Below are 13,397 nucleotides of genomic sequence, written 5' to 3' on the forward strand. Positions count from 1 at the left end.
CTGCTTTATTAATAAGGTTATCAACTTAAAAAAACCTTTAAAATTAGTTTTTAAAACAGAAGTCTAGTATTTTCACACAAACCATTTTTAATAGCTCTTTCAGATGAAAATTAGTGTATTTACCCTTGTGTTTTTAAGCTTGTTAGTCGGTTGTAAACAAGCAACCAAACAAAATGAAAATTTTAACCGTTGGCAAGCACATGCAGACAACACTACTATAATTAGAGATACATTTGGTGTGCCACATATTTATGGTAAAACAGATGCAGATGCTGTTTTTGGCTTGTTGTATGCGCAATGTGAGGACGATTTTAACCGTGTAGAACAAAATTATATTTGGGCAACTGGTAGGTTGGCAGAGGTAGATGGTGAAGAAGCTTTGTATAGTGATCTGCGAGCTAAATTATTTATGACAGAAGAAGAGGCAATTGCAAACTACAATAAGAGTCCGGAATGGTTAAAGGAGTTGTGTAATGCATTTGCAGATGGTATAAATTATTATTTACACACGCACCCAGAGGTTACACCTAGGTTGTTAACTAAGTTTGAGCCTTGGATGCCAATGTATTTTAGCGAAGGCTCTATTGGTGGTGATATAGAAAGAATTTCTACACGAAAAATAAAAGCTTTTTATGAGGGTGATATGGAAATTCCTGAAGCAACGGAATTAAAAATTGAAGAAGAAAAAGCAGAGTTAGAACCGCAAGGATCTAACGGAATAGCAATATCTGGCGACTTAACACAGTCTGGTAATACAATGCTTTTAATTAATCCGCATACCTCATTTTTCTTTAGAGGAGAAGTTCACGTGGTTAGTGAAGAAGGTTTAAATGCTTACGGAGCAGTTACTTGGGGACAGTTTTTTGTTTACCAAGGTTTTAATGAAAAAACAGGTTGGATGCACACCTCTACATACACGGATGTTATGGATGAGTTTAAAGAAACTATTGTAAATCTTAAGGGCGATTTAAAATACCAGTACGGAGAAGAACTTAGAGATGTTGCTCAAGATTCGGTTACTTTAAAGTATAAGGTTGGTGAATCTATCAAACAAAAAACATTTAAAACATACAGAACACATCATGGACCAATTACACATAAAGCAGATGGTAAATGGACAGCCTCTGCTATGATGTGGGAACCTGTAAAAGCATTAGAACAGTCTTACATTAGAACTAAACAAAATGGATATAAGGGTTTTAGAAAAATGATGGATATACGTACCAACTCATCTAACAATACAGTGTACGCAGATACAGAAGGCAACATAGCTTATTTTCACGGTAATTTTGTGCCAGTGCGCGATACTGTTTTTGATTATACTAAGCCAGTAGATGGTAGTAATCCGCAAACAGATTGGAAAGGGTTGCATACCGTAGATGAGAATATTTTGCTCTTAAATCCTAAAAACGGATGGTTGCAAAACTGTAATTCTACACCTTATACAGCAGCATTAGACAATAGTCCAAAAAGAGAAAACTATCCTAAATATATGTCTAAAGATCAAGAAAACTTTAGAGGCGTACACGCAATAAGTTTATTAAAAGACAGAAAAGAGTATACATTAGATAGTCTTATAAAATTAGCACACGATCCTTATTTACCTGCTTTTAAAGCTTTAATTCCGGGTTTAATTGAAGCGTATGACAAAACAGATAGAACTAAACTTTTAAGTTTGCCAATAGAGGAGCTACGCAACTGGGATTATAAAACCTCAAAAGAATCTGTAGCAATGACATTAGCACATTATTATGGCACCCTGTATGGTAGAAACGGAAAACGACCACATAAAATGAGTGATATGGAGGCAATGACTTACTTTGGGTCTGCTTCACCAATGGCTGAGCGTTTATCAGTTTTTAGAGCAGTTATTAAAAAATTAGAGTCAGACTTTGGAACTTGGAATATTCCGTGGGGAGAGGTAAACAGATACCAACGTTTAAATGGCGATATAAAACAAGCTTTTAATGATAATGAGCCGAGTGTTGCAGTTGGTTTTGCATCGGGTCGTTGGGGAGCTTTAGCAGCTTACGGTGTTAGCTATACCAATAATACTAAAAAAATATATGGTACTCGTGGTAATAGTTTTGTTGCAGCGGTAGAGTTTGGAAAAAAAGTAAAAGCTAAGACAATTTTGGCTGGCGGACAAAGTGGAGACCCTGCTTCACCACATTTTAATGACCAAACTGATGCATACATAAATATGAAATTTAAAACGGTAGCTTTTTACAAAGACGATGTTTTAAAACAAGCTAAAAAAACATACCATCCTGGAGAAGTAGAGTAATTAAGTATGATTAAAAAAATAGTTTTTTTACTTCTTGTTTGTTTTACTGCTATTGGTTCTGCGCAAGATTATGAGTATCCTGTAATTAAAGACATAGTAACTGATAATGCAGAGGTATTTGAGACAGAAGCAGTACAAATTTTACGTGATAAACTGACTAATTTTGAAACAGAAACAACTACGCAGTTGGTGGTGCTTACAGTTAATTCTTTAAACGGACAAAACATAGAAGATTTTGCAAATAAAACATTTAACCAAAATAAACTAGGGCAAGCAAAGGAAGATAATGGTATTTTAATTCTGTTTTCTAGTTATGATAGAGAGGTTAGAATAGAAGTTGGTTACGGTTTAGAACCGTATATTACAGATATAGTAGCAAAGAGAATTATAGAGGATACTATGATTCCTGAGTTTAAAACAGGAGCATATTTTACCGGTATAAACAAAGCTACAGACCAATTGATAAACTTTATTAAAAACCCAGAAGCTTTAGATAAGTTTAAAGAGCTAATAAAAGACAGAGATCGTAAACAAAATAGAATTGCAAACATAGTATTATCCGTCTTTGGTTTTTTCTTTTTAATTGCAGGTGGTTTTATTATTTATCAGTCAGTAAAAACAGCACTAAAAATTTTTAAAAAGTTTTTTACAGCAGAAATTGGACTTATTTTTTTTACAATAAACTTACTAGTTTATACACTGTATTTTTGTGTTGGCTTTGTATTGCTGGGAGTTGTTGTTTTTGGAATATTACAAAAAAATGGTTTTAATGTTAAGCCATTTTTAGCATCTAATACATTATTACTTTTGTGTGTTTCTGTTGGCTTGTTTGTTATAACTTGTACAGTAATTGCAGTTGTAAATCTTGTAGTAAAAAATAAAACTAAATTGTCTTTTTCATTATTTAAGAGCGATTATGATTCTTTTATTACGGCAATAAAAAGTATTGGCTCCACAAGAGTTGGTGGTGGTTCTTCAGGCAGCTCATACAGTAGTTACAGTAGTAGCGGCTCTAGTAGTAGTTCTAGTAGTTTTTCTGGTGGAGGAGGAAGCTCCGGTGGAGGAGGAGCAAGTGGTAGTTGGTAAGTTTTTATCACGCAAAAACTAGAAGTAAAAAGCTATCTTATTTTTATATCTTAAAATTTATAATGATATTGTAAATTGGAATAATATTAAGGTTATTCTGCATAACACATAAACCATTGCAACAACAAAAAGCACTAGCATTATTAAAATCTGGTAAAAATGTATTTTTAACAGGTTCTGCAGGTACAGGTAAAACATATGTTTTAAACCAGTACATTACCTATTTAAAAAAACGTAGAATACCAGTTGCTATAACAGCATCTACAGGTATTGCGGCTACGCATATGAATGGGATGACGATACATTCTTGGGCTGGTTTTGGTATAAAAGAACAACTTACCAGAGCCAATCTAAATTCTATGAAGGAGAAAAAGTACCTTAAAGAACATTTAGAAAATGCAAAAATTTTAATTATTGATGAAATATCTATGCTGCATAAAAAACAGTTAGATATGGTAGATACTGTTTTGCAATTTTTTAAAGAAAATGATGAGCCTTTTGGAGGTATACAAGTTGTGGTCTGTGGCGATTTTTTTCAGTTACCACCAATTGGTAATCAAAATGAAAAAAGTAAAGATAAATTTGCGTTTATGTCTGCCGCTTGGGTTGCTGCCAAATTTAATGTTTGTTATTTAACAGAGCAATATAGACAAGCAAATGAAGATATTTTAAATACTATTTTAAACGAAATTAGAATAGGAAAAATATCTAAAAAGAGTATTGAAGAACTTAAAAAGGCAGAACAAAATACTTTTAGTAAAGATGATGAGCCAACCAAATTGTTTACACACAATTATGATGTAGATCAGATTAATAACGAGCATTTACAACAATTAAAAGGTAAGGTAAAAAGATTTAAGGCTACAACTAAAGGGAACAAAAAACTGGTAGAGACTTTAAAAAAATCAGTTTTAGCTAAAGAAGAATTAGAGCTAAAAATGCATACCAAGGTTATGTTTGTACGTAACAACCAAGAACAAGGTTATGTAAATGGTACTCTAGGTACTATTGTTAGTTTTAATGATGATGGATTTCCTGTTGTAAAAACTGCTCAAGGGAAGCGAATTTCTGTAAAGCAAGAGAATTGGGGTGTGCAGGACGATACCGGAAAAGTTTTGGCTAGTTTAGACCAAATACCTTTGCGTTTAGCTTGGGCAATAACAGTACATAAATGTCAGGGTATGACGTTAGATGGTGCACTTATAGACCTATCTAAAACCTTTGAAAAAGGTCAGGGTTATGTAGCCTTGTCTCGTTTAAAAAATATTGAGAATTTAAAGCTTTTAGGTTTTAATGAAATGGCTTTGCAGGTAGATGGTTTGGCGCACAAAGCAGATAGGCGCTTTTTAGAACTATCTGATGAAGCAGATAAAAAATATGCCTTAGATGGTTTAGAAGAAGAAGCAATTAAATTTGTAGTCGATTGCGGTGGCTTAACCAATATAAAAGCTATAGAAAAGCACGCTAAAAAAATTATAGACAAGAAGCTTAAAAAAGATTCTACATACGATGTAACCCTAGATTATTTTAGAAAAAAGCTAAGTATTGAAGAAATTGCAGATCAAAGAGGGCTATCTAGTGGAACTATTGCAGGACATTTAATTAAATTATGTAAAGATTATCCAGAGGAGGATTTTAGTTTTTATCAGCCTAAAGAACAAATAATTAAAGATGTTGAAAAAGCTAAAAATAAACAGAAAAAAGGAGAGCCTGTTAGTTTAAAAGCAATTTTTGAAGCATTAAATAAAAAAGTAGATTATAATGATATTAAGCTTGCATTAGCTTTTATTGGTAGAGAGTAACTTACTCTTGTATTACAATAATAGTAGCTTTAGACCCTGTAGAAAGTAACCATTTTTTAGAGGATATAACTTTTCCAGTGTCGTCATAAATATTTACTTGTGCAGTATTTGGTCCAGATGTACCTTGGTTTAACGCTTCAAAATCTATGCGATTAAAACCTTTTTTTAATGTATGGTTTACACCTTTAAAAGCGCCGCCTAGCATTAGGTTGTGTTCTATTACTTTGCCGTCTGCATAAATTTTTACGCGGTCGCCATCTACATATTCGTGATCTCTACAAACAATACCAACAAATTTTCCAGTAGTTTTTACATCACCTAAATATTGGTCTCCGTGAAAAGATTTAGAATCTTTTTTTTCTTCAAAACCTAAACGCGGATTCAATTTAACATCACGCCCAGGTTTAACAAGTCTGTTATCTGGAGTCATATCTATCCTAGGTTTCATCATAGAGTCTAAAAAGTTAGTATTGTTGGGTTGCTTTTTAGGCTCTGGAATTATGATAGTAACAGGCGGAGCTGTTTTTACTTCTTTTTTTGCTTCAATTTTTAAAGGTATCACAGTCGTTTCTTGTGCCACAACTGGTGCGGCAAAAAATAGAACTATTAATAATGTGAGGACAGAAAAACGCATTAAATTACTTTAAAAATTTTAAGATAAAGATAGCAAATACCTTGCCACGTAGTAAATTTTTGTTGTTAAATTAACAGTTTAGAGTTATTTATTAGGTAAACTACTTATTGCTTTTAAACCAGTTTTTTAGCTTCATTTTAGACCTACTGCGCTAAACTCTTTTTATTAGCTTCAATTAAATTACTAATGGCATCCCAAAGATATATGCGTTGCTGCAATGCTTCTTTGGCTACAGTTAAAGTTTCTTGCCATTTAGTGTCGTCATCACCACATAATTCAGAAATCATTTGTAAAGATAAAGGTCCGTGTTCATCACCATCTAACTCTATGTGCCTTTCTAAGTAATACGTTAACTTGTTGTAATGTTTATTTTCTGCATCAGCGTTTTTAAGAATTTCTACAAACATATCTGGTATAAGATCCTCTCTTCCAAACGTAAATGCCGAAGCAATTAAATGTGGTTTATTTGTATCAATTATTTTAAAAGTATAGTTTACAAAATTAGCTACAGTAGTGTCTAGGTTTATTTTTTTTAAGGCAGATGAAACAGGTTCTTTTTGTAGTATAAGATTGATGAAGTTTTCAATAGAATTGGTATTTGCTCTTATTTGGTGCATTGCATCTAAGTACATTGTAAAATGGCTTTTAGGTTCACCAAGTTCATTAATGTCACTTTCTTCTCCGTGTACAATTTCATTAATAAAACGAGCCAATGTTGGGTTGCTGGCAGGTACCCAAGGAGTATTTGTGCAAGTTAAGTTTTTTTGAAGAGCTTTTAATAGAGACATAAAATCCCATACCGCGTAAACGTGGTTTTCCATAAAAACTTTAATATCGTTTACATCTTTTAAATTGGTATAAAGCTTATGGTTTTGAAGTGCTTGTCTTAATTCAGAAATTTCTTTTTCTATGTTCTCAATTCTACTCATTTTCTCTAAAATTAAGGTGCAAAATTAAGTCATACTATTTAGTTTAAAGCATTTTTAAAAGCAAAAAACTCTATTCTTCATCTAGAATAGAGTTTCCTGTAGATTTGTCTCCAGAGGTCCATTGCCATTTTTCGTGCAATCTAATTTTTCCATTTGGTAAAATTTCTGGCGTAGACGTACATTTTCCGGTCATTAATTGGTTGTCTGTGTTTACTTGGTGGTATCTCATTTCAATAATACCACTAGCATTAACCAAGCCAATTAAATGCCCTTTTTTTATTTTTCCACCTGTATAGTTAGATGTTACTATGGCGCCATCTTGTTTGTATATAAAAACGGTGTCATTAGAAGTCTCAGAATTTGCAGAACTATTAGCGGGTCTAAATATTTTACCGTTATAGTTTATCATCAATTTTAATTTCTACTAAGTTTTTTCATTACAACCCATTGTTTTAGCATATCTCTAGAGTCTTGTGCAGGGTAGCCTAGAACAGTTTTTCCAGGTGCAATATTCCCCATAACTCCAGATCCTGCGCCAACAATAGCACCAGAACCAATGGTAGTATGGTCTTTTATAGATGCACTACCACCAATAATAACACCGTCACCTAAAGTAACAGAACCAGCTAAACCACTATGGCCTGCCATAATACAAGACCTGCCCATTACACAGTTGTGAGCAATTTGTACTAAGTTATCTATTTTACAACCGTCACCAACCACTGTAGAGCTAAATTTACCACGATCTACGCAAGAGTTGGCTCCAATTTCTACATCATTACCAATAACAACATTTCCAATTTGTGGTATTTTAACCAAGCCTCTACCGTCATCACTTGGTCTGTAGCCAAACCCATCTGCACCAATGCTAACATTAATATGAAAAGTACAACGAGCTCCAATTTCACTACGTTCTCTAACAACAGTTCCAGACCACATTACTGTTTGGTTACCTATAGTAGAATCATCTAAAACAGTAACATTTGGGTATAAAATAACACCCTCTCCTAAAACAACATTTTTGCCTACATAGCAGCCGGCACCAATTTTTGTTCCCGCCCCAACTGTTGCAGTACTATCTACAACAGCAGTTGGGTGTATGTCTACATCAAAAACAGGTTTTCCAGGATCAAAAGCTTCTAAAAGTTTAGCTAAAGAAATGTCGGCATTTTTTACTTTTATTAACGCTGTATTTTCTCTTGGTTCTATTTTTAAATTATCATTTACAATAGCAACACTTGCGTTAGAGTTTTTCCAAAGACGAACATATTTTACACTACCTATAAAAGTAATTTGATTTTCGGTAGCCTTTTCTATTTGCTCTGCGCCTTCTATTTTATGTGTAGTATTACCTACTAATTCTCCTTCTAAAAGTTCGCTGATTTCTTGTGCTGTAAATGATTTCATTCTTAAATTATAAGATATTAATGGTTAAGGTTATTTAAATATGATAAGCTTTAAAAGTACTTATAAAAAGTAATTAAAGTTTATATTTTGACTGTTTTTGTCATAAAAACTACAGTTTTTTAGATTTTATTGCATCGTAAATTACAATACTAACTGCATTTGCCAAATTTAAACTTCTAATATGCTCGCTAAAAAGAGGTATTTTGTAAAGGGAATCTTTGTATTTTTCTACAACGCTTTTAGGTAAACCTTTAGATTCTTTTCCAAAAACAAAAAACATATTGTCCTCGTAATCAATTTCGTAATAATTTTTTTCTGCTTTTGCTGATAAAAATGCAAACTTTTTATCAGAATGAACTTCAAAAAAATGGTCAATACTATCGTAAATTTTTAAATCTAGATGTTTCCAATAATCTAGACCAGCGCGTTTAACTCTTTTATCATCCAACTCAAAACCAAACGGCTTAACCAAGTGCAATGTAGAACCAGAAGCTAAACTTAGCCTACCAATGTTGCCTGTGTTATTAGGTATTTCGGGTTCAAATAATACAATGTTAAAGCTCATAAATAGTTTTTGCGTTTAAGCAAAGAAACGCAATAGAAATAGAATAAGGAAAATGTTATTTTAATTTAATTCATTTTTTCGTGTAATGCTTGTTGCATAAAACTAACATTATCTAATGCTTTTTTAGAAAAATCAAAAAGACTAAAACATCTATCTAAATTCTGGTTAGGATAAGCAACTTTGTAATAAGCATCATTCTGTAAATAATCTGTAAGTGCACGTAAGCCGTGTATAAAAGGCATGAATACTGCCCCGAGTGGTAAACTGTCTATTTCTTCTTTGGTTAGTATACTTTTATGGAGGCTTAAACCGTCTATAAAAGAGCTGAATAGTTCTTTGTTAAATGTTATTTTAGATAAGTCTTTTTCGTCTTCTGGAGCTGTGTTTACAATAGTGCGCACGGCATCACCAAAATCATAATAAAAGTAGCCTTTCATTAAGGTGTCTAAATCTATTAAACATAATGCTTTATCTGTTGTTTTAGAAAATAAAATGTTATTTAATTTAGTATCATTATGGCAAACCCTAATTGGCAATTCTGTAAAGCAAAAATCCAATAAGTCTGGCAATAGTTCTTCCGCAAAATCTATGGCTTCATTAGCAGCAGAAACACGTTCTTTTTTAGCCTTTTCTAAAGCATCAAAAAATTGGTTATTTCTGTGTATTAAATTATGAAAATCCGGAATTGTATCTTGGTAATTTGTTACATCTTCAGACTTTAGTAAGTAGTGAAATTCTCCTATAATTTTACCTGCTTCAAAAGCAATACTATTCTTAGTTGTTGTGTTATAGGTTACACTGTCATCAATATAAGAAAGCACTCTCCAAAACCCATTTTCTTTGTGGTAACTTGTGTTTTTTTTAGTCTTAACTACAGCAACGCTAGTATAGTTTTTACTATTTAATACATTTAGAGCTTTATCTATATTTTGCATTATGCCAGCTATATTTTTAAACACATTGTTATTAATGCGTTGCAAAATATATACAGGTTTGTTGGTCTTTAAAACCAAGTAGGTGTCATTAATAAGCCCGTTGTTTATAGTTTTAAAGGCATACTTTTCTTTAGGAATAGCAAAATGACTTAAAATTTTAGCAGGTTCTATTGACATAGTTTTTAATTTATGTTCCATAAGTTAAATGGGTAATCCTCATTTTTTGTCATTTCAGCAAGCTTAGAAACCGCCATTGCTCTGTCTTCTGCATAGGTAACGCCAAACCAATTACTTTCAGAATTTACTACAGGTACGTTTAGTTTGTGTTTGCTAATCATTTCCTGGATAATAAAAGGCAAGAAAACTTCACTAGATTTGATCTTTTCTTCGTCTTGAAGAAACAATTTAAAAGCTTGTTCTATAGTTCTAAATATAGAGGTGTCACAAACCCAAAAATTCATACTAACTTCTTCGTTCCCTGTAAACTCAATTCCTGTATTGCTATCTATTATTTTTTCTCCTTGCTGTTCTAGTTTTAAACGTTCCTCAACCTTAGTCAAAATACCATTGTCTATTTTGCAAACACCTCTAGATACAGAGCCGTGAGTAGACAATGTATCTTTTAGTGTGTAAGATATTAGTCCGTACGTGTCAGCAGTACTAGTTTGCATAATTTTAGCTGCATTTTTAAAAGCTAAACTGCCGTAAAAATCATCAGCATTTAACACAGCAAACGAACCGTTTATTACATTTCTTGCAGTCCAAACTGCGTGTGCAGTTCCCCAAGGCTTTAATCGTTCTGTAGTGTAACTTGTACCTTCTGGAACATCAGAAATTTCTTGAGCTAAAACATCTAACTTTATATTGCTTGGCAAGCGTTTGGCTAAATGCTCCTGTAAATAGTCAACTTTATCTTTTTTAGTTATAGCAACTATATGTGTAAAGCCATATTTAATAGCATCAAAAATGCTAAATTCCATAAGAAATTCGTGGTGTGGCCCAAGATCATCAAATTGTTTTAATTTTCCGTATCTGCTACCATTACCTGCAGCCATTAAAAGTAGTGTCATTGTTTTAATTTTGTGCAGCAAAAATAAGGTTTTGGAATGTTCTAATGGGTGGTATTTTAGTTAAATACTGTAGTCTAAATGGTTTTTTTTGATTGAAAAATAACTTAATAAAAAAGAGGTAAAACGGGTATTTTACACATAAAACTTTAAATATTAAAAACCTTTACTATCTTTGTGGTGTTGTGTTGTGTCTCAATTAATTTTGAGGCAATGTTGAAAACCATTTTAGATGGTATCAACCAATGAAAGGCTTTCCTATTGGAAGGCTTTTTTTATACCCAAAAATCTTTAATTTATTAATTATATAATTTTAGGCTTATTTTTTAGATAAAGTTCAAATTATTGTACTTTTATTGTCTATTTACAAAGAACAATAGAAATATGCCGTTATATCATAAATTAGGAAAAATACCGCCTAAAAGACATACCATTTTTAAAAAAGAAGATGGGACTTTGCATTACGAGCAACTGTTTGGAACCATTGGTTTTGACGGTATGTCATCGTTAATGTACCATATGCACAGGCCTACAATGGTAAAAGAGGTTGATGAAACTATAGATGTATCTCCAAAAGCTGCAGTGGCTCATAATATTAAATCTAGATTGTTAAAAGGTTTTGATATTAGACCAGAAGATGATTATTTAGAAAGTAGAAAAACCGTGTTGTTTAATAATGATGTACACGTTGGTTTGGCTGCCCCAAAAAAATCCTTGACAGATTATTTTTATAAAAATGCAGATGCAGATGAGCTTTTGTTTATTCACGAAGGTACCGGAACATTAAAAACAATGTTGGGTGAAATTCCTTTTGAATATGGAGATTACATTGTTATTCCGCGTGGAATGATATATCAGATAGCTTTTGATACAGAAGAAAACCGTTTGTTGGTAACAGAATCTTATCACCCAATTTATACGCCTAAAAGATATAGAAACTGGTTTGGACAGCATTTAGAGCATTCTCCTTTTTGTGAGCGCGATTTTAAACTTCCAGAAAATTTACAAACGTATGATGAAAAGGGCGACTTTTTAATAAAAGTGAAAAAACAAGGACAATTACACCATTTAACATACGCATCTCACCCGTTTGATGTTGTTGGTTGGGATGGTTACAATTTTCCGTATGCTTTTTCTATTCATAATTTTGAACCTATAACTGGGCGAGTACACCAACCGCCGCCAGTGCACCAAACTTTTGAAACTAGCGCTTTTGTAGTGTGCTCTTTTGTACCAAGATTATATGATTATCACCCACAGTCTATACCTGCACCATACAACCACTCTAACATAGATTCTGATGAGGTTTTGTATTATGTAGATGGCGATTTTATGAGTAGAAAAAGCATAGATAAAGGTTACATTTCTGTGCATCCTGCAGGAATACCACACGGTCCGCACCCAGGAACCTATGAGGCTAGTATTGGAAAATCTAAAACTGAAGAATTAGCAGTAATGATAGATACTTTTAAACCATTGCAATTAACGCAATTAGCGTTAGATATAGATAATGGTACTTATTACCAATCTTGGATGGAGTAATATTTATAAATTATATAAATAAAAAAGAGGTCAATTGGCCTCTTTTTTTTATGCGCTATGTATAACCGTGTGTACTATTGAGGCAGCTAATTTTGCTGTTTGGTTATCAATATCATATGTAGGGTTCATTTCTGCAATATCTAAACTTATAAGTTTGCCAGATTTTATAATAGTCTGTAAGCATTGCAATGCAATATCAGGAGAAAAACCCATTGGTGATGCTGCACTAACTCCAGCTGCATAAGCAGATGAAAACCCATCTAAATCTATAGTGGTATACACAACATCTACACTATTTATAAAAGTAGAAATTTGTTCTTGTATTTTTTTAGATTGATGAAGATTAAAGTCTTCATTTTTAATAACCGTTACACCAAGTTCATTAGCTGTTGTAAAAAGAGAAGCATCATTGGCGTCATCTCTAATCCCTAAACACAAATAATTAAAAGTAGTATTGTTGGTTTTACAATCTTCAGCTATTTGATAAAATGGTGTGCCAGAATTATTTCCGTTAGTATTGGCTCTTAAATCAAAATGTGCATCAAAATTTATAATACCAATAGTTTTATCTTTTTCAATCGCATTTAAAATACCATTGTAATGACCATATGCTATGTCGTGTCCGCCACCTAAAACAACGGGGAAAGTATTATTTTTTAGTAAAGTTGTAATAGTTTTAGCTAGCGTTTGTTGTGCTTGCTCCATATTATCATCAACACAAAATACAGTGCCAACATCTAAAAATTGTGTATTGTTTTTTAAATGATTTGGCATTTTAGCTAATTGCTTTTTAATAGCTTCTGGGCCAGTAACCGCACCAACTCTACCTTGGTTGCGTTTAACACCTTCATCACAAGCATAGCTTAAAATAGCAAAAGTTTTAGCGCTTTCTTTTTTTATAGCATCTACGCAGATTACTTTTTCATGAAGATATAAATCGGCGTTGGATTTTCGGCCTTGCCATAAAGAAGAATCTGGTTTTTTAAAGTTGTTCATTATGCAATTTTATACATCAAAAATAAACTGTTATTTCTGTTTTTAATCTTCAAATTAAATAAAAAAGAGATTAGCAAAGGAAAAGTGATTGTTTTGCTGTAAAACTTTTAATTTAGTAGTTTAATATTTGCTAATGGTAAGTGCGAG

Annotated in this window: 12 protein-coding genes; 4 read left to right on the forward strand and 8 right to left on the reverse strand. The window is 32.5% G+C overall.

The features are described from left to right. The first annotated feature begins 103 nt into the window (after positions 1-103). The 3 genes from ABJD66_RS14005 to ABJD66_RS14015 all read left to right on the forward strand — a co-directional run bounded on the left by ABJD66_RS14005 (position 104) and on the right by ABJD66_RS14015 (position 5,175). Positions 104-2,287: an acylase gene (locus ABJD66_RS14005; protein WP_348132725.1), complete on the forward strand. Its 2,184-nt coding sequence runs from the start codon at positions 104-106 to the stop codon at positions 2,285-2,287. 6 nt (positions 2,288-2,293) lie between these two features. Then, positions 2,294-3,373 (forward strand): TPM domain-containing protein, encoded by a 1,080-nt coding sequence (locus ABJD66_RS14010; RefSeq protein ID WP_348132727.1) that lies wholly within the window; start codon positions 2,294-2,296, stop codon positions 3,371-3,373. A gap of 116 nt (positions 3,374-3,489) precedes the next feature. Continuing rightward, on the forward strand, positions 3,490-5,175 hold the full coding sequence (locus ABJD66_RS14015) for a helix-turn-helix domain-containing protein (protein WP_348132730.1): 1,686 nt from the start codon (positions 3,490-3,492) through the stop codon (positions 5,173-5,175). 1 nt (position 5,176) lies between these two features. Here ABJD66_RS14015 and ABJD66_RS14020 read toward each other — a convergent pair whose 3' ends face one another. From ABJD66_RS14020 to ABJD66_RS14050, 7 genes are all read right to left on the reverse strand, one after another. Continuing rightward, positions 5,177-5,755 (reverse strand): hypothetical protein, encoded by a 579-nt coding sequence (locus ABJD66_RS14020; RefSeq protein WP_303542950.1) that lies wholly within the window; start codon positions 5,753-5,755, stop codon positions 5,177-5,179. Positions 5,756-5,952: 197 nt separating this feature from the next. Next, positions 5,953-6,738 (reverse strand): DUF3050 domain-containing protein, encoded by a 786-nt coding sequence (locus ABJD66_RS14025; RefSeq protein ID WP_348132733.1) that lies wholly within the window; start codon positions 6,736-6,738, stop codon positions 5,953-5,955. A 70-nt stretch (positions 6,739-6,808) separates the two neighbouring features. Continuing rightward, positions 6,809-7,147 (reverse strand): n-acetylglutamate synthase, encoded by a 339-nt coding sequence (locus ABJD66_RS14030; RefSeq protein WP_348132736.1) that lies wholly within the window; start codon positions 7,145-7,147, stop codon positions 6,809-6,811. A 5-nt stretch (positions 7,148-7,152) separates the two neighbouring features. Beyond that, positions 7,153-8,145, reverse strand: a complete 993-nt coding sequence (gene lpxD, locus ABJD66_RS14035) for a UDP-3-O-(3-hydroxymyristoyl)glucosamine N-acyltransferase (RefSeq protein WP_348132739.1) — start codon at positions 8,143-8,145, stop codon at positions 7,153-7,155. A gap of 109 nt (positions 8,146-8,254) precedes the next feature. After that, positions 8,255-8,710, reverse strand: coding sequence for a tRNA (cytidine(34)-2'-O)-methyltransferase (locus tag ABJD66_RS14040; protein WP_100894832.1), 456 nt, complete (start codon positions 8,708-8,710; stop codon positions 8,255-8,257). A 65-nt stretch (positions 8,711-8,775) separates the two neighbouring features. Then, positions 8,776-9,822: an aminoglycoside phosphotransferase family protein gene (locus ABJD66_RS14045; protein ID WP_348132742.1), complete on the reverse strand. Its 1,047-nt coding sequence runs from the start codon at positions 9,820-9,822 to the stop codon at positions 8,776-8,778. Between the two features lie 5 nt (positions 9,823-9,827). Beyond that, positions 9,828-10,715 carry a sugar phosphate nucleotidyltransferase gene (locus ABJD66_RS14050; RefSeq protein ID WP_348132745.1) on the reverse strand — a complete coding sequence of 296 codons (888 nt, stop codon included), beginning with the start codon at positions 10,713-10,715 and terminating at the stop codon, positions 9,828-9,830. Between the two features lie 381 nt (positions 10,716-11,096). On the opposite strand from ABJD66_RS14050, the gene ABJD66_RS14055 reads away from it, so the two are divergent. Continuing rightward, positions 11,097-12,254, forward strand: a complete 1,158-nt coding sequence (locus ABJD66_RS14055; protein ID WP_348132748.1) for a homogentisate 1,2-dioxygenase — start codon at positions 11,097-11,099, stop codon at positions 12,252-12,254. A gap of 48 nt (positions 12,255-12,302) precedes the next feature. Here the strand turns inward: ABJD66_RS14055 and hutG are convergent, their stop codons facing one another. Further along, complete coding sequence (gene hutG, locus ABJD66_RS14060) at positions 12,303-13,250, reverse strand: formimidoylglutamase (RefSeq protein WP_348132751.1); 948 nt, start codon at positions 13,248-13,250, stop codon at positions 12,303-12,305. Between the last annotated feature and the right edge of the window lie 147 nt (positions 13,251-13,397).

Source organism: Cellulophaga sp., assembly GCF_039943695.1.
Classification (GTDB): Bacteria; Bacteroidota; Bacteroidia; order Flavobacteriales; family Flavobacteriaceae; genus Cellulophaga.